Here is a 20,389-nt window from a genome sequence, read left to right as displayed (position 1 = left end):
ATGGATGCCCGTGCGATCAATGCTGCCCTGCGCCGGGGAGAGACCCCGGGTGACGCCGATCTGCGCTGGTTTGCCCAAGGGCTTGCCGATGGTACGGTCAGCGATGCCCAGGCGGGTGCCTTTGCCATGGCGGTCTGTCTGCAGGGGTTGAGCACGGATGGCCGCCGCGCGCTGACGCTTGCCATGCGCGACAGCGGTGATGTGCTGAGCTGGGATCTGGATGGGCCGGTGCTGGATAAGCATTCCACTGGCGGTGTCGGCGACTGCGTATCGCTGTTGCTGGCGCCCGCGCTGGCGGAATGCGGCGCCTATGTGCCGATGATCTCGGGGAGGGGGCTGGGCCATACCGGCGGGACACTGGACAAGATGGAGGCCATCCCCGGCGTTACCACCTCAGTGTCCGAGGATCGACTGGACGGTCTGATGCGCGATGTCGGCTGTGCCATCGTCGGGGCAACCGCGCAGATCGCCCCCGCAGATAAACGGCTCTATGCGATCCGCGATGTGACGGCCACGGTCGAAAGCCTAGATCTGATCACCGCCTCGATCCTGTCCAAGAAACTGGCCGCCAGCCCCGATGCGCTGGTGCTGGACGTAAAGACAGGTTCGGGCGCCTTCATGAAATCTGACGAGGATGCCCGCGCGCTGGCGCGTTCGCTGGTGGACACCGCCAATGCGGCAGGCTGCCCGACCTCGGCGCTGATCACGGATATGAACCAGCCCTTGGCGCCCGCGCTGGGCAATGCGCTAGAAGTTGCTGAGGTGATGCGCGTGCTGACCGGCGAGACCTCCGGGCCGCTGGCTGAGATCACCATCGCACTTGGGGCGGTGCTGCTGGTGCAGGCGGGGCTGGAAAAAACTCCGGAAGAGGCCGCCGCGCGCCTGTCGACGGTATTGACCGATGGCCGGGCCGCCGCCCGGTTCGAAGCCATGGTGGCCGCAATGGGCGGGCCGCAGGGATTTGCCAGCGACTGGCAAAGCGTTTTGCCTGAAGCCAGCGTCATCCGCGAAGTGACCGCGCCGCAGGCCGGCTATATCTCGGCCATCGACGGTGAGGCGCTGGGCCTTTGCGTGGTTGGCCTTGGCGGCGGGCGTATGGTCGAAAGCGATCTTGTCGATCCTGCTGTCGGCCTGTCAGATTTGTTGCCGCTGGGCGCGCGCGTTGCACGCGGAACGCCGCTGGTGCGCATTCATGCCGCCCGGGAAGAGGCCGCCGACCGCGCCGCGCAGGAGGTTCTGGCGGCGATCACCATCGCAGAGGCGGCGCGGAAGTTGCCGCCGCTCATTCACGAAAGGATCATCTGATGGCGCGCGCCTTTCTGGTGGTGATGGATTCCGTTGGAATCGGCAGTGCGCCGGATGCGGATCGCTTTTACAACGGCGACCTGCCGGATCTGGGCGCCAATACGCTCGCCCATATCGCGCAGGCCTGCACCGAGGGCCGCGCCGAGGACGGGCGCAGTGGCCCGCTGCATCTGCCCAATCTGGACCGGCTGGGACTGGGGGCGGCCATGCGGCTGGCATCTGCTGTGCCGTTTCCGGGGTTGACCGCTGAACCTGAGGGGCTGTGGGGCTGCGCCGCTGAAATCAGCCCCGGCAAGGATACGCCTTCGGGCCATTGGGAGCTGGCAGGCCTTCCGGTGCCATGGAACTGGCATTTCTTTCCAGACGAGACACCTGCCTTTCCGGCAGATCTCAGCGCCTTTGTCGCAGAGGCCGCGGGGGCGCCGGGGATCCTGGGCGATTGTCACGCCTCGGGTACCGATATCATTGCCCGTCACGGGGCCGAGCATATGGGGACCGGTGCCCCGATCTGCTATACCTCTGCCGACAGTGTCTTTCAGATCGCTGCGCATGAAGAGAGCTTTGGCCTCAATCGTCTTCTGGACCTGTGCCGCGCGGTGGCGCCGCGCCTGCATGCGATGAAGGTGGGGCGGGTGATCGCGCGCCCGTTTGTAGGAACGCCAGAGAGTGGATTTACCCGCACCACCAACCGGCGGGATTTTGCGATCACGCCCCCGGCAAAGCTGCTGACCAACTGGGTGCAGGACGCCGGGCAGAAGGTCCACGCCATCGGCAAGATCGGCGACATCTTCACCATGAGCGGCATCGACACCCTGAAGAAAGGCCCCGACGCCGACCTGATGCAGCATCTGGCCGAGGCGGTGGAGACGGCAGAGGAAGGCAGTCTGACCTTTGCCAACTTTGTGGAGTTCGACAGTCTTTACGGTCATCGGCGTGATATCTCGGGCTATGCCCGGGCGCTGGAATGGTTCGACCATGAAATCGGAAAGATCCTGCCACGGCTGCGGGACGGGGATATTCTGGTGCTGACCGCAGATCATGGCAATGATCCCAGCTGGCCGGGGACCGACCACACCCGAGAACAGGTGCCGGTTCTGGTGGCCGCGCCGGGCCAGACACCAGGTCAGGCACCGGGCGCCGGATCGCTGGGCGCGCGGGCCTTTGCCGATGTCGGTGTCTCGGTTGCGCAGCATCTGGGCGTGGCCAGCAGCGGTCCGGGGCGCAGCTTTCTGTAGCGGAATGGGCAATCCGGCTTGCCTGCACCGGGCAAGGGCGCATAAGAGAGACCAAATTTATTCGCAGGAGAGTGCCGATATGTCCGAACATCTGACCGTTGTTGATCATCCGCTGGTCCAGCACAAACTGACCCTGATGCGGGACAAGGGCACATCGACTGCCGGGTTCCGGCGTCTGCTGCGCGAGATCACCCAGCTTCTGGCCTATGAGATCACTCGCGAAATGCCGCTGACCACCACCACCATCGACACCCCGATGGAGGAAATGGAAGCGCCGATCCTGGCGGGCAAGAAATTGGCGCTGGTGTCGATCCTGCGGGCGGGCAACGGCATGCTGGATGGCGTACTGGAACTGATCCCTTCGGCCCGGGTTGGATTTGTGGGTCTCTACCGGGACGAGGAAACCCTGCAGCCGGTGCAATATTACTTCAAGGCGCCCGAAGGTTTGAAGGACCGTCTGGTGATCGCCGTCGATCCGATGCTGGCGACCGGCAACTCCTCGGCAGCGGCCATCGACCTCTTGAAAGAGGCCGGTGCCAACAACATTCGTTTCCTTTGCCTCCTGGCCGCGCCGGAAGGCGTTGCGCGCATGAAAGAGGCGCATCCGGATGTGCCGATCGTCACTGCCTCGCTGGATCGCGAGTTGAACGAAAAAGGCTATATCATGCCCGGTCTTGGCGATGCCGGCGACCGCATGTTCGGCACCAAGTAATCCGTATTTGGTGGCTCTGGTCTCGCTGCCGGTTGTGGCAGCGGAGCCGGGGCAACAATTTGCCCGAACGCCGCCAGATTGTGCCCGGCGCCGGGTTTACTAAGATTTGGTTATCAGGCATCGTATGCCCATATGTTGTGGGGCTCTGGTATGAAGATAACAAGAATTGTCGCGCTCGCCATCATTGCAGGCACGCTGAGCGTTCAAGGCGTGGGTCAGGCCGTGGAGGCGCAGACCCTGCGGGCCTCCGGTCCCCCAGCAGAGGTGCCCCCGGCCTCTTACAAGGGTAAGCAATATGTCGACAGCCGCGGTTGTATCTATATCCGCGCCGGGATCGACGGCAATGTGAACTGGGTGCCCCGCGTAACCCGCAGCCGCAAGCAACTGTGCGGCTACAAGCCTACTACCATCGCAGGGGCTGCTAAACGCCAGCCGCAGGCGAACGCGGGGCCTGAAATCATCACCCTGCCGCAGGAACAGCAGCCTGCCGCGACCGCGGTTGCAACGGCTCCCGCCAAAAAGGCGACGCCCACGTCTCGCACAACGGCTCCTGCAAGCGCCCCTGCAGTCGCCGCAACCACCAAACCGCGCCGCACCGCGCAAAGCACCAGTGCCCGCCCCACGCGGGTCACCACCGCCGCGCCCCGGCGTGTCGTGAAACCGGCTCCGGTTGTTCCGGCGCCGCAGCCTGCACCGCAGCAAGTGCGCACGGCGCCGACGGCTGGAGGCTGCCCCGGGGCTTCGGCGATCAGCCAGCAGTACATCAATAAATCCGCAGGCGTCCGCTGTGGCCCGCAGGCCGAAGCGCCGGTGACTTATGGCCGGGACAGGGCGGGCGATCAGAACTCGTCGCTTCAACTGGCGCCCAACACCCGTATCCTGCCGGCACATGTCTATCAGCAGCGCCGACTGAGCACGGGGCTGACGGTGCCGGAAGGCTACCGCCCAGTCTGGGAGGATGATCGTCTGAACCCGCGGCGCGCCGAGCGTACGCTGACAGCGGCCACGCCAAATGGACAGACTGCGGTGCCGCCGGGTTACGTCCGGGTGGAACGGGATGACGACCGCATGAATACAATGCGCGGCGTGCGCAGCGCTGCAGGAGATGCGCAGATGGCCGAGGTTTGGACCGATGGCCTGCCGCGTAAACTGGTGCGCAAACCGCTGGACCGGCAGACGGTCACATTGTCGGGGCGTCATGCCCGCAGCGCCGCCGAGGCGCGCGAGCCGCTGGCATTGCGTCTGTCGACCAGGTCGGACCCCGAGGCGGGAGCGGCTGCATCTGAAGCCACACCGCGTCGCTACGTCCGTGCGGCGACCTTTGCCGATCCGGCGGCGGCGCGCTCTGCTGCGCGGGATCTGGCCCGCAGCACGGGCTTGCCGGTCCGTCTGGGCACGCTCACCCGCAAGGGCAAGACCTACAAAGTTGTTTTGGCAGGGCCTTTCACTGCCACTGGGGCAGGTGATGAAGCCCTGAACGCCGTGCGCGGCGCGGGGTATCCCAAGGCGCGGCTCAGCAAGTAAGCCCAGCAATAAAAATGGGCGTTCAGACTATGGGGCAGCGCGCATCTCTGCCCCGTTGCGTTGCTCCGTAACTTAACGGGTCAACACAAGGGCGCGGTTCTGGATCTCGATCCGTGACCAGCGTTGCAGATAGCCCATGCCAAGCAGGGATTTATCCATCTCACCGGCGTTGACCCAAACCCGCACATCGCTGTCGGTGATCCCGCCAAGCGACATCTCATCCACCCAGAAAGAGGCGGTGCGCACTTCGCCATTGGCGGTCTGCGCGCGGCCCAGATAGGCCAGTTTGTCGGTGTCGATCCCGGCGCGCTCAGCGTCCGCGTGGCTCAGCACCACCTGACTGGCGCCGGTATCCACCAGGAAATTGACTGGCGTGCCGTTGACCGACAGGGTCAGGTAGTAGTGACCATCCGGCGCCATTGGCACCTCCACCCGGCCTTGTTCGGTGATCACGCTTTGCTGTGGCATTACCGTGCTGCGGATATCACCCCACAGACCATAGGCAGCGATCACCCCAAGGAAGATAAACGCCCAAACGGCGAGCATCTGCACCGTCTTGCCCAGCGACTGCCGGTTCTGCACGAAGACCCAGGATCCTACCGCCACCAGCAGCAGGACAAGATAAATCACCCGGGCATAGTCCATATCAGTCATCAGCGCGCCTCCTGCTTTCTGATGTAGGAAGTTCGCGCCGCGATACTAGCCTGCGGCAAAGCCAAAGGCGCGCAGACCGTCCAGAATGAACTGCACCGAAAGCGCCGCCAGTAGCATGCCCAGAAGCCGGGTCACCACGTTGATCCCGGTCTTGCCCAGAAGCCGCTCCAGCACGCCGGAGACAAGGAACATCACCAGCATCAGCGACAACACCGCCAGAACGATGCTCATCACCAGGGCAAAGCCTTCGATGCCCGGTTTCTGACCGGCGAGCAGGATCACGGTTGCAATCGAGCCGGGGCCTGCGATCAGCGGGATGGAGATGGGAAAGACGGAGGGGTCCTCGACCTCGGTGGCTTCCTCGCCCTGATGCTCGCGGCGTTTGGTGCGCCGTTCGAACAGCATGTCGAGCGCAGTGAGAAACAGCAGCGCGCCACCTGCGACGCGGAAGGCGGGCATTGAGATGCCGACAAAGGCCAGAACCGCCTCTCCGAACAAGGTAAATAGCGCGAGTATGAAGGTCGCGGTCAGCGACGCGCGAATGGCCACGCCGCGCCGCTCGGACGCGGTCATGCCTTGTGTCAGCGCCAGAAAGATCGGGGTCAGGCCAATAGGATCAATAATCACGAAAAGCGTGACGAAAGAGGTGATCATAAAGGCCGTGTCGATCATAGGGCTTCGGCTTTTTCCAGTTTCTCCAGCGCCCGCATCCACAGCATTTCGGCGCGGTCCAGCGCCTCGATGACTTCGGCGTGCTTGCCTTGCCAGACGCGGGCTTCGTCCTTCTTCTCTGCCTCGTAGAGTTCCGGGTCCGCCAGCTTGATGTCAAGCTTGTCCTTCATCTCGGTCAGCTTGCTAACGCGTTCCTCGGCCTTGCGGGCCTCGGCGCGCAGCGCCAGCATGGCATCGCGCGACGGGCGTTTCGGCTTTGGCTTGGCAGCGGCTGGTTTCGGTGCCGGTTTGTCCTTTTCCAGAAGCAGCGACCGGTAAGAGGTCAGATCGCCCTCATAGGGTTTCACCGTGCCCTGCGACACCAGCCACAGCCGGTCGGCCACAAGGCTCAACAGGTGCATGTCGTGGCTGACAAGGATCACCGCCCCGGTATAGGCGGTCAGCGCCTCCACCAGTGCTTCGCGGCTTTCGATGTCAAGGTGGTTGGTCGGCTCGTCGAGGATCAGCAGATGCGGCGCATCCAGCGTCGCCAGCAGCAGCGACAGGCGCGCCTTCTGTCCGCCCGAAAGGCGCCCGACCTCGGTATCCGCCTGCGCGGCGCCAAGACCAAAGCCCGCAAGGCGCGCCCGCAGTTTTGCCTGACCTTCCTCGGGGCGCTCGCGCTGCAGGTGCTGCAGCGGGGTTTCCTCGATATAAAGCTCGTCGACCTGATGCTGGGCAAAGAAACCGATGCGCAGCTTGCTCGATTGCGTCATCTTTCCGGACATCGGTGCAAGACGGCCAGAGAGCATTTTCGACAGGGTCGATTTGCCTTCGCCGTTCTTGCCCAGCAGGGCAATCCGGTCGTCCTGATCGATGCGCAGGTCCAACTTGCTGAGGATCACCGTGTCGCCATAGCCCACCGAAACGCCCTCGGTGGCGATGATCGGCGGCGACAGTTCTTCGGGTTCGGGGAAGGTGAAGACCGTGCGCGCCGCGTCTTCGGGCGCGCGGATGGTTTCCATCTTCTCCAGCATCTTCACACGGCTTTGCGCCTGCTTGGCCTTGCTCGCCTTGGCCTTGAACCGGTCCACGAATGCCTGCAGGTGGGCCCGCTGCGCGTCTTGTTTCTTGGCGGCTGCGGCCTGATTGGCGCGGTTGGCGGCGCGCTGGCGGGCGAACTGGTCGTAGTTGCCGCCGTAGTAGATGAGGCCGCGATCCTCCAGATGCAGGATCCCCCCGACCGAGCGATTCAGAAGTTCGCGGTCGTGGCTGATGATGATGACCGTATGCGGGTATTTCACCAGATAGGCCTCAAGCCAGAGCGCGCCCTCGAGGTCGAGATAGTTGGTCGGCTCGTCGAGCAGCAACAGATCGGGTTCGGAGAACAACACCGCCGCAAGCGCCACCCGCATCCGCCAGCCACCCGAGAAATCGGCGCAGGGGCGCTGTTGCGCCTCTTCGTCAAAGCCAAGTCCCTTGAGGATGGAGGCCGCGCGGGCCTCGGCGGACCAGGCGTCGATGTCGGCGAGGCGGGTCTGCACCTCGGCGATGCGATCAGGATCGGTTGTGATTTCGGCTTCGGCCATCAGTTCGGCCCGTTCGATGTCGGCGGCCAGAACCGTGTTGATCAGCGACACGTCCGAGGCAGGTGCCTCTTGTGCGATGCCGCCGATCCGGGCACGGGACGGCAGCGAGATGCTGCCGCCTTCCAGCGCCAGCTCGCCTTTGATCAGGCGGAAGAGGGTGGTCTTCCCGGTGCCGTTGCGCCCCACGAGACCAACCTTGTGGCCGGTGGGAATGGTGGCGCTGGCCCCGTCAATAAGCGGGCGGCCTTCGACCGAATAGGTGATGTCCTGAATACGTAACATGGCCGCGCTCATAGCAGAGGGTATCGCGCCCGACCAGCGCCTTTGCACGCTGTGTCTCAACTGGGTATCAACTGGCCCATCCCCGGAGCACGTGATAGCCAAGGCGGGAATTCGTCTTTCTCCCGTTCTACGTCCGGTGACTGCCATGCGAGCTGCGCAAACGGCCCCTCATATTGCCACGCTAATCTTCGGCACTGCCCTTTCGGTGCTATCGCTCAACATGTTCCTGCCGTCGCTGGCACGGATCGGAGAGGATTTTCAGGCCGACTATGGTCTGGTGAACCTGTCCATCGCTGGGTATCTGGCGATTTCCGCGGTATTGCAGCTGGTTATGGGGCCTTTGTCGGATCGGTTCGGGCGTCGCCCGGTGGTGCTGGTGTCGCTGCTGGTCTTTGCCCTTGCCTCAATCGGCTGCGCGCTGGCGCAATCGATCTGGGTGTTCCTTGGCTTTCGCTTGCTGCAGGGGGCCGTGGTGGCGGGGCAGGTGGTCTCCCGCGCTGCGATCCGAGACATGCACAGCGCCGAAGAGGCCGCCAGCAAGATGGGCTATGTCTCCATGGCGATGGCACTGGCGCCGATGCTGGGGCCGATGCTGGGGGGCTTTCTCGAAATGGCTTTTGGCTGGCGGGCGGGATTCATCCTTTATACCGTGATGGGCCTTGCCATGCTGGCGCTGGCCTGGGGCGACTGGGGCGAGACGAACGACAACCGCTCGGCCACCTTTGGCGCCCAGATGCGCACCTATCCTGAGCTGTTGGCCTCGCGCCGGTTCTGGGGGTACAGCCTTTGTGTGGCCTTTTCGGTCGGCGGGTTCTTCTCTTTCATCACCGGGGTGCCGCTGGTGGCAGCGGCCTGGTTCGACCTCAGCCCTGCCATGGTGGGGCTGGGCATCGGCATAATCACCAGCGGTTTCATGGTGGGCAATTTCATCACCGGACGGGTGGCGGGGCGGGTGTCGCTGCTGACGCTGATCCTGATTGGCCGTATCAGCGCGACGCTCGGCCCGATTGGCGGTTTGTTCCTGTTCGCGCTGGGGCAGGGCTCGGTTCCGGTGTTTTTCGGCGCCGCGATCTGCGTCGGATTTGGCAACGGTCTCACTATCGCCAATGCCAGCGCCGGGCTGATGTCGGTGCGCCCGCATCTGGCGGGCAGCGCCTCGGGGCTGTCGGGGGCCTTGTCGGTGGCGCTGGGGGCGGTTCTGACCTCGCTGACCGGTGCTTTGGTGGCGCCTGAAAACGCGCCCTTCATGGTGCTGGGGATCATCCTGTGCGCCAGTATCCTGGCGCTGGCCTCGGCGCTGTATGTGCGCTGGGTCGATATACGCGAACCTTTGCCCGAAGCGGGCTGATCGCAGGCCGTGTTGACAGCGTGGATTTGAGCGCCAGGGAGCAACTCAGCCCTTCCCAAGCGAGCGCAGGCATGTTACCCGGCGCGCGATATATGCGGCGCGGGGATTTGCCCCGGCCGAACACTAATGGAGAACGCCCGATGGCACTGGAACGCACCTTTTCGATCATCAAGCCCGATGCAACCCGCCGTAACCTGACCGGCGCAATCAACGCCAAATTCGAAGAAGCAGGTCTGCGCATCGTCGCGCAAAAGCGCATCCACCTGACCAAGGAACAGGCCGGCAAGTTCTACGAAGTGCACGCCGAGCGTCCCTTCTATGACGAACTGTGCGAATTCATGTCCTCCGAGCCGATCGTGTGTCAGGTTCTGGAAGGTGAAAACGCCATCGCGAAAAACCGCGAAATCATGGGCGCCACCAACCCGGCAGACGCTGCTCCCGGCACCATCCGCGCCGAGTTCGCGGAATCGGTTGGCGAAAACTCGGTTCACGGCTCCGACGCGCCGGAAACCGCAGCGGTTGAAATCGCATACTTCTTCTCCGGTCTGGAACTGGTCGGCTAAGCCTGACTTTCCGTGACCCGGATTTCAGGGCCGCCTCGGGACACCGGGGCGGCCTTTTTCGTTCGTCCGTTTCCTTCGGAAGGGGGGAGGAGCGCTTATCCCCGGCGGGGAATGACGCCGATGGCATCGAGCTCGCGTTCTAGCCGGGACAGACCGGCCGCCTCGCTCTTGGCCGTGGTGTTTTCCGCCTTGATCTGGTCGAACCGTTTGCGCAGGGCTTTTTTCTCTTCGCCCTTGCAGTCGTTCCAGGGGCGCCCCTGAAGCCCCATCACCAGCACATAGTACCCGATGAAATGAGGGCGGCTGCCCGCCTGCAGCAGCCGCGCATAGGCCGCATCCGCGCCAAGCTCGCGCAGCTCTTCGGCGGAGTGGATGCCTGCACGGGCAAAGGACTCTTCCGAGGCCGGGCCAAGGTTGCGGATGGATGAGATAGGCGTGGACATAGGGCGAACATATCCGGGGCGCAGGGGGCTGTCACGCTGGTTTCGCAGCGGAATTTTGCGCCGCAGCGATTGACAGTCTCAAAACGACAGCGGACGTTACGGCACGTTCTGGGAGGAGACGACGTGACACAACCGCAAACCGCAACCGATATTCTGAATTTTGATCTGGCAAACCCACCCGAGGGTTTTGTGGAGGATCCGTTTCCGTTCTACGATGCCCTGCTGGCAGAGGCGCCCATTCTGCAGCAACCCGATGGTTCGGTGCTGATCTGCCGCCATGCGGATCTGGACCGGATCTATCGGGACACCACGTCTTTCTCCTCGGATAAGAAGGCCGCCTTTGCTCCCAAGTTCGGCGAAGGTTCACCGCTCTTTGAACATCACACCACATCGCTGGTGTTTTCCGACCCGCCGCTGCACACACGCGTGCGCAAGATCATGACCTCGGCCCTGACGCCGCGTGCCATCGGGCGGATGGAGGCGGGGCTGGTTGAGACCGTCGATCATCTGCTGGATGCCATGGAAGGGCGCGAGGAGGTAGATCTGATCGAGGATTTCGCCTCGACCATTCCGATCCAGATCATCGGCAACCTGCTGGATGTGCCGATGGAGGAACGCGGGCCGCTGCGCGATTGGTCGCTGGCGATCCTCGGGGCGCTGGAACCTGCGCTCAGCGATGAGGAGCTGGAGCGCGGGCATAAGGCGGTGGAGGAGTTCAAAGCCTATCTGACGGATCTCATCGCGCGGCGCCGTGCCCAGCCGGGCGATCCGGAAACCGACGTGCTGACCCGGCTGATCCGGGGCGAGGGCGCGGATGAGCAGCTGAGCGAGATCGAGCTGATCCAGAACTGTATTTTCATCCTCAACGCAGGGCATGAGACAACCACCAACCTGATCGGCAATGGTCTGGCGCTGCTGAATGATCACCCGGACCAGCGCGCGCGGTTGCAGGCGGAGCCGGAACTGATCAAACCGGCGGTGGAGGAGATGTTGCGGATGCGCTCTCCGAACCAGCTGGGCAACCGGGAAACCACGCGGATGGTTGAAATCGGCGGGCTTGAGATCCCGCGGGGCACCAACCTGCATCTGGTGATCGGCGCCGCCAACCGTGATCCGGAGGTGTTCGACCACCCCGAGCGCTTCGACATCTCGCGTAAGCCGAACCGGCATCTGGCCTTTGCCGGTGGCCCGCATGTCTGCGTCGGGCTGACTCTGGCGCGGCTGGAAGGCAAGATCGCTATTGAACGCTTCCTCAGTCGCTTTCCGAATTACCATCTGCTGCCGCGGCGGGTCTCCGGCGGTCGGATGCGGTTCCGGGGCTATGCGCATCTGCCTGCCTCCTTGGGCTGACCGCCGCCAGGCCTAGCGCTGCCCGCATGGGGGGCGCCTTTGCGCGCGACCTATCCTTTTGGGCGCGCTGCGCAGCCCCATGGATAGGCGCTTTTTGTATGAAGTTTCTGTAAACCTGTCGGCATCAGTTTACTCCGGCGAGGGTTGTTATGATTTATCCAGTGGTGATGGCAGGGCAGGCAAATTCTGTGGTTCCGGCAGGGGAAGAGCGCGTTCCGGCGCATTTCTTCGCGGAAGCGATGATCGAAAGCCGGTTCCAATCGGTTATCCGCTGTCTGGATCATCCGATGTTTGCCGCTCCGACGGTGGTCACCTGCGAAGCCAATCAAGGTCTGGCAGCGCAGCAGATGTGCGCGGTGGGCGTAAAGGGCTCCCTGCTGGTCGAGCCGGGGCTGTCGAAATCCGCTGCGGCTCTCGCGGCCGTTGCGCTGCGGTTCCGCGATGCGCCGGATGCGCTGTTGCTGATCATGCCTGCCAGCCATTCCTGCGCCTCCGAAGGCCGTTTGCTTCAGACGCTGGAGGCGGCACTGCCTGCGGCCAAACAGGGCGGTATCGTGGCGGTGGCAACCCGGGATCACGGGTCTTATGGCCGTCTCAGAACCTTGTCGCGGCGCCGGGGACAGGAGCCGATGCAGGCGCTGTACAGCGCCGGAGTGGGGGGGGATGAGGCCGATCCTGATGTCCTGTGGAATTCCGGCATCTATCTGGTGCGGGCGGGCAGTCTCCTTGCAGCATTCAAACGCCATGCGCCGCGTATCCTTCATGCCACCAAGGCCGCTGTTGCCGGTATCGCGCAGACCGAGATCGTTCGGCGGCTTGTGCCCGATGCCTATGGCAAGGTGAAACAGGAAAGCTTTGAGGCTGCGGTTCTGGGACGGGTGGAGATTGTCGACAGCGTCCAACTGGACCACAACCGGTCGATCTGGGAGGACTGGATCCAGGACATGGCGAATGAAAAGGCCGAAGCCGGTGCGGCCCGCCGACGTGCGAAACGGCAGAGGGCGGCCTGATCAAGAGGCCGCACGGCCGGAGAGGAGGAATGCCGCCTCTTGCCAAAGAACAGCTGAATGCGACCAGTGCGGCGCAGTCTGCGGGCGCGGTTCAGAAAAGACCGGCTTCCTTGGCGGTCAGGGCAGCTTGGGTACGGTTCTTGGCGCCAAGCTTGCGGCAGAGGGTGCGCACATGCAGTTTAATGGTGACCTCTTGCAAGTCCAACTCGCGGGCGATTTCCTTGTTCGACAGGCCGCGGCAAAGGCCGTTCAGGACTTCCAGCTCCCGTGGGCTCAGCCGTTCGGCCAGGGGGTGCGTATTTGCGCTCTCTTCCGCGCGCATCAACTCGACCGGAGCATAGATTTCCCCCGCGCTCATGAAGCGGACCGCGTTCAAAAGCGACTGCGCGCCCATGGTCTTGGGAATGAACCCGATGGCCCCGGCATCGAGCGCCGCCCGGGCAGTATTGGCCGGAGCGCTGCCAGAGAGGATCGCAACGCCCTTGCCGCCATTGGCCGCAAGCGCCTCAGCCAGGCCATCCAGTCCTGTCATTCCGGGCATCTGGTAGTCCAGCAACACCAGGTCAAACGGGCCTTCCGCGGAAATCAGCTCCATCGCGCCCGGCAGATCGGTGGCAAGCAACACCTCTGCGCCCCCCTCGGATTTGAGGTAGGCGGAAATGGTCTCGCGAACCATGTCATGATCATCTGCCAAAAGAATACGCATAGAATTCCTAGAGTCTGTTAGCGACAGCGAAGGTCAATCAAGGTCGACACCTACACGACAAGGGTTTCATAAGTATCAATCCCCGGCTGGACGTGTCTTCTCTCTTGCAGACAATAGTGCCCCGGGCCGGTTTTCAATAAAACATTTAGAAAGATAACTGAATTAAGCTGGAGAAGGACAGCTGAAAAGGTTGGGTTTTAATAACCCATCCGGCAGGCGTCCTATCCTTTGGGATAGGCGCATATCCCGAGGCGTTGGTGCCAGAGGGGGCACAATCTGTCAGTGTCCGACGCGGTGAAATTGTGTATTTTCAAAAAAGGAGTGTTGTGATGATCCGCTGGATGAATGTTTTGGGCGCGCTGGTTCTGGCGCTGGGGGTGGGCCTGATGCTCGGGCTTGGGGCGTCGGCGCAGGCCGCCAGTGACGACACCGTGCTGCTGACGGTTCAGATCGAAGGGGATGATGCCTCGACGACGACCTTCACCCGCGATCAGCTAATGTCGCTGGGCCAGACCTCCTTTGAAACGGAAACCATCTGGACCTCTGGCACGCAGGCCTTCACCGGCGTATCGCTGAAGGATCTCATGGCCCATCTCGGGGTGACCTCCGGTGTCCTGCAAGCGCGGGCGATCAACGATTACATGGTCGAGGTGCCTCTGTCCGATGCGATCGAAGGGGGGCCGATCATCGCCTATGAACGCAACGGCAAGACCATGTCGGTCCGCTCCAAGGGGCCTTTGTGGATCGTTTACCCTTACGATAGCAATCCCTCGTATAAAACCGAAGCGATCTACTCCAGAAGCATCTGGCAGCTGGAGGGGATCAACGTCCAACGGTAAAGGTGTGGCCCGGTGACCAAAGAAACGGACTGGCGATTTCCACTAGCGTCGCGCTGGGTTCTTGTCGCGGCCCTAATCGTTCTGCCTTTGCTGGTGGTACAGTCCGTGCGCCTGGGTCAACAGGTTCTCCTCAGGCTCGAGGGCCTATCGACGGCCGCGACGGACAACATGCAATGGGTCATGTCGCAGGCCGAGGTCGAGCATCTGAAACTGGATGCAGCAGCCGGTGCAGCGCGGCAGGCAAAGGACCTGCCCCTGCTGCGCCGTCGCTTTGACATTTATTACAGCCGCATTGCGACCTTTCAGGAAAGCCCGCTGTTTCAGGAGCTGCGCGACAACGAGGCGGGCAGCAAGTTACTGTCCGATCTCAGTGCGCGGCTGGACCGTTTGGCCGATCTGATCGATGTCAGCGACGAGCAGTTGATTGAAAATATCTCTCAGGTCCGTTCGGAACTGAATCAGAACGGCGACAAGGTGCGTGAACTTGCCCTGTTCGGGGTGGTGATGCAGGTCGAGGGAACCGAGGCCAAGCGCCTGCAGCTGTTCGATATCCTCTACCAATTGGGTTGGGTCATTCTGGCGTTATTCGCGGCCATTGCGATCACCGCGCTAATGCTGGCGCAGATGTACCGGCGCGGGCGCCAGCTGGCCGAAGAGCGCAGCCGCGCCGCCGCGAAGATGGAGGCGATGATTTCCTCCTCTCTCGACGCCATTCTGGTGGTCGACACCGAAGGCCGTATTCAGGCGTTCAACGGCGCGGCAGAAACGATTTTTGGCTACAACAGCGCCGAAGTCATCGGGCAGAAGATGCAGGAGCTGATCATTCCGATGCACCTGCGCGAAGCGCATGCCCGGGGCATGGCGCGTTTCCTCAATACCGGCCAGACCAAGGTGATCGGCGCCGGCCGGGTCCAGCTCGAAGGGTTGCGCAAGTCCGGTGAAATTTTTCCGGTCGAACTCTCGGTCTCGCTCAGCCAGTCGGGGCAGGATATGGTCTTTGTCAGCTTCATGCGTGACATTTCGGACCGGATGCAGGCCGAAGAAGAGTTGCGCACCGCCCGCGATGATGCCCTTGCAGGAGAACGTGCCAAGGCCAATCTGCTCACCGTCATGAGCCACGAAATGCGCACCCCTCTGACCGGGGTGCTGGGGGCGATCGACCTTCTGGAAGACACCGATCCCTCGGGCGAACAGATGCGCTATCTCCAGGCAATGCGAGTGTCGGGGGAGCTTCTGCTGCATCATGTGAACGACGTGTTGCAGCTGTCGCGGCTCGAAGCAGGGGTGGACCCGGAAAAGATTCGTGTCTTCGACCTCAGGGAACTGGCCGAAGGTTTGATCGAAAGCCAGCAGGCCACCGCAAAGAGCCGGGGAATCGATCTGTCGCTGCATTGCAGCCTTGGCCCATCCTCGGTGGTGGCAGGGCGGCCCCGCGCCATTCAGCAAGCGCTTCTCAACCTGATCGCAAATGCCGTGAAATTCACCAATGAAGGCGCCGTTTCCGTCGATATCCAGCGCCTGCCGGAGACGGATGTGGTGGACTTCCATGTCGCCGATACCGGCCCCGGTATCCCGCAGGAGGATCTGCAGCGCATCTTTGAAGAGTTCACCATGCTCGATTCCAGCTATCGGCGCGGCAATGAGGGCACCGGGCTTGGCCTGGCGATCACCCGCCGCATCGTGCAGGCGATGGATGGCGAAATCACCTGCGAAAGCGAACTTGGCGAAGGCAGCCTGTTCTCGATGTCGCTGCCGCTGCCGGTGGCCAGCGCGCCCCTGGTCAAGGCCGAGGCGCAATCGGATCAGGAACAGGAGACCAGTGCCGTCCTGATCGTCGAGGACAATGACATCAATCGCCTGCTCTTGGAGAAGATGCTGATCCAGCAGGGCCAACGGGTGACCACGGCCGCAGGCGGGCTGGAGGCGGTCAACTGCGCCGAAGCGGGCAGTTTCGATCTGATCCTGATGGATATCAGCATGCCAGAGGTGGACGGGATCGAGGCAATTCGCCGGATCCGCGCGCGGAAACTGGCGGAAGGTACCGACATCGTAGCCCTTACAGCGCATGCCGCCGCCGAAGATCACGCCCGCATTCTGGACGCGGGATTCGCCGAGGTCATCACCAAGCCGATCAGCAAACAGGAACTTGCCGATGTGATCGCTCGCCGGGCAGGGCGAACCCCGGTGCTGCCGGAGGTTAATCAGGACGAAAACATCGTGCAGTTCTTCGATGCGCTTGGCCCGGAACGCGCCCGCGGCTTCCTTGCGACATATTGCGAGGACGTGGAGCGGCTGAAGGCAACTTTGGCCGAGGCCGAGGAACTGACGACAGAGCTGCGCCAGGAGGCACACCGCCTGGCGGGATCGGCAGCGGTCCTGGGCCTGACCCGGTTCCGCGAGCTGATGCTGGAGATCGAACACGCAGAAGGCTGCGACATCACCCAGACCGAACTGCTCGATGAGATCTGGTGCGAGGCCGAGAGCTTTCTGTCCGTCCATATGTGCGCCTGAAGTCGGCGCACCGCGGCACAGGCTCTCCGCGCTGTTGACCATCAACAGGGGAGGGGGGCTGGCTACGGCGCCGAGCCGGACAACGTGGCAAGCCGGTCGGGCTTTTGGGCCCCCTTGGTGCCGAAGACGCGTGGACAGAGGTCGGTTCCTCAGCGGGCCTGTCAAGGTGACAGGGGGTGTCGGCGCGGAGACGAAAGAGGGCTTAAGACCAATATGTTAGGCAGAAAGCGCGCTCTGACTTTAGGGGCTGAAAAAAACTGCAGCTTGGAGAGAATTTTCTCTGGACGCGGCAGAGCGGAGATTCTATACCACGCCTCACATTCCGGCGTAGCTCAGCGGTAGAGCAGTTGACTGTTAATCAATTGGTCGTAGGTTCGATCCCTACCGCCGGAGCCAACTTTCACGTAAGTGTCTGATCTCAGTAACTTTCCCCTTCGGGGGTTCGTTACTGTGACACCAGACTGTGACACCGCTGCGGCGGTGTTTTCGGGTCGGTCTCCTATCTGGAGCCCGAAAATGACCTCTCTCCCCCACCTGACCTGCCGAGACGGCGTCTATTACTGGCGACGCAAAGTCCGGCCTCAATCCACAAGAATCGCAGACCTGAGGGTCTCGTTGCGCACCACAGACCGCGTCAGGGCGACTATATTATCCCGTGTGTTGAGCGCGGAGAGTGAGCCGATCATGGCAGCCTTGGAACAGGATAGAATCACGCTGGAAGAAGCCCGGCGGTATTTGCAGCACGTGGTGAAAACCCACGTCACGGCACAGAATGATCTGCGACAAGACCTCCGATTCCGCTACGGGTCACCGCCCTGCGAGCTGGAGAGACAGATCACCTCCAATACGACTGAAACCTGGGACATTCTGGCGGAGCAGGGAATCGGCGCGACGATATCCGAGCAGGTCGAGCACGATATGATCGCCAAAGGCCGCAGTCGTGCCGAGGTGGCGATGCTAAGGCTGGTCCTCGACAGTCACGCCCGACCTCTGTTGCGTAGCCACGTCGGCGCAGCTCGCAGGGCCGATGACTTCGAGAAGGTGACCGGTCGTCGGATCAAGGGAGACCGTGAAGCTGTCCAGCTGCTCGAGCTTTTCATCGAGGGCATGCGCGCGGCCAACGCCGCGGTGGCCACCCCACCCGCTCGGGCGCTGGCATCAGACGTTATGGACCAGTTCGATCCGGTCCAAGGCACATTCTCGCAAGACGATGAGCAAAGGGAAGCACCGAGTTCGCCTGACCCCGTAACCGCGTCGACAGTGACCGATGTTCAGGCAAACAAAACCCGCGCAGTGATCCATGAAATCATGCCGGCTGAACAGGACGACTCCGAGCTCGATCCGTCGATTAATGCGGTCATTGAACGAATGATCCAGTTCAAAAAACACGCAGATGAAGGTCTGGAAGAAAAGACGGCGCGTCAGTACCGCGCTTTCGGGATCCTCCTTCAGAGGGTTACGGGCAAGACAGATATCCGATCCCTTATCCAATCAGATTTCGTGAAACTTCGGGCTGTCCTTCTTAAGTTGCCGAAATCCTTCGGCAAATCGCCGTCAGATCACACCCTCCCGATAGAATCGGTCCTCGCTAAGGCCGAAGGTCTCCCGAAGGAAAAGATCGGCTTGGCGGTCGGCACGGTCAACAGATACGTGGACCACGCAAGCGCACTGATTTCGGCGGCCAAGGCTGAGGGCTTCGAACTGCATCCCCGGCTTGATCCTGGCCTCCTGCGACGAAAAGAAAAGGGGCGCGCGCGAGATAAGAAGCGGACCTTCACCCGAGAAGAACTCGAAACCTTCTTTCGGCACCGGTATTGGAGCGATCCCGAGCCGGGGCCTTGGCTACCCCCTCTCGCCGAACGGCGCAGGAGCGGAGTGTATTGGGTCCCCCTGATCGCGGCGTATAGCGGCCTGCGGCGCGAGGAAATCGCCGGCATCGGCGTCGACTACGTTAGACAGGAGGACGGGATCACCTACTTCGATGTGATCACCACCACCGATCGCCGGATCAAAAACGCTACTTCGCGGCGAAAAGTTCCGCTTCACGATGACCTGATCCACCTGGGTCTAATGGAGCTTGTTCGCGATGCCCGGAAAGCTGGTTATGTTCGCCTTTTCCCTGACCTTAAGGAGCCGGCCTCCAACATCATGGGCCGCAAAGTCGGCCGAAAGGTCGAAAAATTTGTCAAGGAAACCTGGGGGGATGCAGGCCGAGGTCTGTCACTTCAGAGCGCCCGCCATTACGTCCAGCACGTCCTGGATCTCGACACAGAGGTCCCCGCTAAAGTCGCCCGCGACATCATGGGTCACGAAGGTCAGGACGTGCATGAATCGGTATATGGAGACCAGTCTCCCGTTCCCGCTCTCAAAGCCGCGATCGATCGCCTGCCGTCGCTGAGCGGCGTTCTGTCATTACCACGGTAGGTGGAACGGGAGAGCGAACCCAGCCGATTTATAGTCTGGTAGATGGTCGCCGTGACGCTTCAGAAGCTTGGACCATTTACGTCATCCTGCGGTTCCGCGGGTTAGGGTCAGGATGCACTGATTTCGGTCGCTCAGCATGGCCGCGAAAAAAAGGGGGCGCGGTCGCCTGATCGGACGACCTAAAGGCGGCATGAATACCAAACTTCACGCCATCTGCGACAGTCAGTGATGACCGATCGACCTGTTCGTCACCGCGGGGCAGGTGAGCTACTATATCGGCGCACGGGCCCTGCTCAGCGGCTTGCCAAGCGTCAAATCGTTGCTTGGGGATCGCGGGTTTGACGCCGACTGGTTCCGAGAAGCATTGCAGGACAAGGGCATACGCGCCTGCATCCCCGGTCGAAAGCAGCGGAAGACGCCTGTCAAATACGATAAGCGACGCTATAAGCGGCGGAACCGGAATGAGATCATGTTTGGCAGGATCTAGGATTGGAGGCGCGCCGCGACCCACTATGAGCGATGTCCAAAGGTGTTCCTCTCATCGATCGTTCTCGCGGCCGTCGTAATCTATTGGTTGTGGAACCTGACCCTAGGTATCGAGATCGCCCTACGTCTGTCGAAATACTCCCATTTGCACCTCATAAAGACGCATCCCCTCAGGAACGAGCGCAAAGCCCCGGGCGCCGAGCGTCCAGCGGATGGCGACACCCTGCACCAGAGACGTCAGCAGGATGGCGACATCCTCCGGGCTGACGTCGCGCTTCAGATTGCCCGCAGCCTGAAGATCACGGATCACGGCAACAAGGCGGCCCTGAAAAGCGCCCAGAAGCCCCCGGAACACGTCGCGCAGGGCTTGATTGTCCACCTGCAACTCGCGCGAGAACAGGATCGACGGCAGGGCAGGCGTTTCAGCAATGGCCGTCAGTTGCGCACCGACCAGCGCTTTCAGGCGCGCCTGCGGCCCGGTGGCCCCCGCCTCGGCCGCAGCCCAGCAACTCTGCAACCGGTCAGCGATATCGTCGGCCACCGCCAGCCAGAGCGCACCCTTGGTGGGGAAATGCCTGAAGATCGCAGGCTGACTGAGGCCGATTGCACGCGCGACATCTGTGGTGCTCAGCCGGTCGGGTCCGATCTCATCGGCCAGTCGCAGAACCTCGGCCACGATTTGCGCCTTTCTCTCTTCAGCACTTTGACGACCCGACATGCGTCACCCCTTGTTAGTTATAACTCACTAACATATACT

At 62.2% G+C, this 20,389-nt stretch carries 17 protein-coding genes, 1 tRNA gene and 1 pseudogene; 13 read left to right on the top strand and 6 right to left on the bottom strand.

The genetic code is table 11. The features are described from left to right. From C6W91_RS00180 to C6W91_RS00165, 4 genes are all read left to right on the top strand, one after another. Entirely contained in the window at nt 1-1,305 is a 1,305-nt protein-coding gene (locus C6W91_RS00180) for a thymidine phosphorylase (protein WP_274868769.1), read from the top strand. Then, a complete protein-coding gene (locus C6W91_RS00175; RefSeq protein ID WP_274868768.1) occupies nt 1,305-2,540 on the top strand; it encodes a phosphopentomutase in 1,236 nt (411 codons plus the stop codon). The genes C6W91_RS00180 and C6W91_RS00175 overlap by 1 nt, the downstream gene beginning before the upstream one ends. Nucleotides 2,541-2,619: 79 nt before the next feature. Beyond that, nucleotides 2,620-3,252, top strand: a complete 633-nt coding sequence (gene upp, locus C6W91_RS00170) for a uracil phosphoribosyltransferase (RefSeq protein ID WP_065273288.1) — start codon at nt 2,620-2,622, stop codon at nt 3,250-3,252. Between the two features lie 150 nt (nt 3,253-3,402). After that, nucleotides 3,403-4,776, top strand: a complete 1,374-nt coding sequence (locus C6W91_RS00165) for an SPOR domain-containing protein (protein WP_274868766.1) — start codon at nt 3,403-3,405, stop codon at nt 4,774-4,776. A 72-nt stretch (nt 4,777-4,848) separates the two neighbouring features. Here C6W91_RS00165 and C6W91_RS00160 read toward each other — a convergent pair whose 3' ends face one another. From C6W91_RS00160 to C6W91_RS00150, 3 genes are read right to left on the bottom strand one after another with little or no spacing between them, the layout of a single operon-like run. Then, nucleotides 4,849-5,430, bottom strand: coding sequence for a TIGR02281 family clan AA aspartic protease (locus C6W91_RS00160; RefSeq protein ID WP_065273290.1), 582 nt, complete (start codon nt 5,428-5,430; stop codon nt 4,849-4,851). Nucleotides 5,431-5,475: 45 nt separating this feature from the next. Beyond that, entirely contained in the window at nt 5,476-6,102 is a 627-nt protein-coding gene (locus C6W91_RS00155; RefSeq protein WP_065273291.1) for a MarC family protein, read from the bottom strand. Further along, entirely contained in the window at nt 6,099-7,952 is a 1,854-nt protein-coding gene (locus C6W91_RS00150) for an ABC-F family ATP-binding cassette domain-containing protein (protein WP_274868764.1), read from the bottom strand. Before C6W91_RS00150 ends, C6W91_RS00155 begins: the two co-directional genes overlap by 4 nt. Before the next feature lie 145 nt (nt 7,953-8,097). On the opposite strand from C6W91_RS00150, the gene C6W91_RS00145 reads away from it, so the two are divergent. Together C6W91_RS00145 and ndk are read left to right on the top strand one after the other, a co-directional pair. Beyond that, nucleotides 8,098-9,300, top strand: coding sequence for a multidrug effflux MFS transporter (locus C6W91_RS00145; RefSeq protein WP_370570378.1), 1,203 nt, complete (start codon nt 8,098-8,100; stop codon nt 9,298-9,300). Between the two features lie 140 nt (nt 9,301-9,440). Next, entirely contained in the window at nt 9,441-9,863 is a 423-nt protein-coding gene (gene ndk, locus C6W91_RS00140) for a nucleoside-diphosphate kinase (protein WP_065273293.1), read from the top strand. Between the two features lie 95 nt (nt 9,864-9,958). On the opposite strand, the gene C6W91_RS00135 is transcribed toward ndk, so the two are convergent. Continuing rightward, nucleotides 9,959-10,306 (bottom strand): TfoX/Sxy family protein, encoded by a 348-nt coding sequence (locus C6W91_RS00135; protein ID WP_274828478.1) that lies wholly within the window; start codon nt 10,304-10,306, stop codon nt 9,959-9,961. Between the two features lie 123 nt (nt 10,307-10,429). Between C6W91_RS00135 and C6W91_RS00130 the strand changes: the two genes are divergently transcribed. Both C6W91_RS00130 and C6W91_RS00125 read left to right on the top strand, forming a co-directional pair. Next, nucleotides 10,430-11,656 carry a cytochrome P450 gene (locus C6W91_RS00130; RefSeq protein ID WP_274868761.1) on the top strand — a complete coding sequence of 409 codons (1,227 nt, stop codon included), beginning with the start codon at nt 10,430-10,432 and terminating at the stop codon, nt 11,654-11,656. Nucleotides 11,657-11,805: 149 nt separating this feature from the next. Beyond that, nucleotides 11,806-12,666, top strand: a complete 861-nt coding sequence (locus tag C6W91_RS00125; protein ID WP_274868759.1) for a hypothetical protein — start codon at nt 11,806-11,808, stop codon at nt 12,664-12,666. Between the two features lie 91 nt (nt 12,667-12,757). Here the strand turns inward: C6W91_RS00125 and C6W91_RS00120 are convergent, their stop codons facing one another. Continuing rightward, on the bottom strand, nt 12,758-13,372 hold the full coding sequence (locus C6W91_RS00120; protein ID WP_274868757.1) for a response regulator transcription factor: 615 nt from the start codon (nt 13,370-13,372) through the stop codon (nt 12,758-12,760). A gap of 329 nt (nt 13,373-13,701) precedes the next feature. Here C6W91_RS00120 and C6W91_RS00115 point away from each other — a divergent pair, with 329 nt between their 5' ends. The 5 genes and pseudogenes from C6W91_RS00115 to C6W91_RS00095 all read left to right on the top strand — a co-directional run. Next, entirely contained in the window at nt 13,702-14,211 is a 510-nt protein-coding gene (locus C6W91_RS00115) for a molybdopterin-dependent oxidoreductase (RefSeq protein WP_274836832.1), read from the top strand. Nucleotides 14,212-14,223: 12 nt separating this feature from the next. Next, the gene (locus C6W91_RS00110; protein WP_274868755.1) at nt 14,224-16,722 is read left to right on the top strand and encodes a PAS domain-containing hybrid sensor histidine kinase/response regulator; all 2,499 of its coding nucleotides are present in this window, start codon (nt 14,224-14,226) and stop codon (nt 16,720-16,722) included. Between the two features lie 321 nt (nt 16,723-17,043). Beyond that, a tRNA-Asn gene (locus C6W91_RS00105) sits at nt 17,044-17,118 on the top strand. 288 nt (nt 17,119-17,406) lie between these two features. Then, on the top strand, nt 17,407-19,146 hold the full coding sequence (locus C6W91_RS00100; RefSeq protein WP_370570377.1) for a hypothetical protein: 1,740 nt from the start codon (nt 17,407-17,409) through the stop codon (nt 19,144-19,146). A gap of 133 nt (nt 19,147-19,279) precedes the next feature. Further along, a pseudogene (locus C6W91_RS00095) lies at nt 19,280-19,723 on the top strand (IS5 family transposase); the annotation flags it as partial. 30 nt (nt 19,724-19,753) lie between these two features. On the opposite strand, the gene C6W91_RS00090 reads toward C6W91_RS00095, so the two are convergent. Continuing rightward, nucleotides 19,754-20,350, bottom strand: a complete 597-nt coding sequence (locus tag C6W91_RS00090; protein ID WP_370570376.1) for a TetR/AcrR family transcriptional regulator — start codon at nt 20,348-20,350, stop codon at nt 19,754-19,756. Between the last annotated feature and the right edge of the window lie 39 nt (nt 20,351-20,389).

Source organism: Phaeobacter sp. SYSU ZJ3003 (assembly GCF_041300735.1).
Taxonomy (GTDB): domain Bacteria; phylum Pseudomonadota; class Alphaproteobacteria; order Rhodobacterales; family Rhodobacteraceae; genus Phycobacter; species Phycobacter gallaeciensis_A.
Note: the sequence above shows the minus strand (reverse complement) of the source record. Positions and strands in the feature narration are given on the sequence as shown.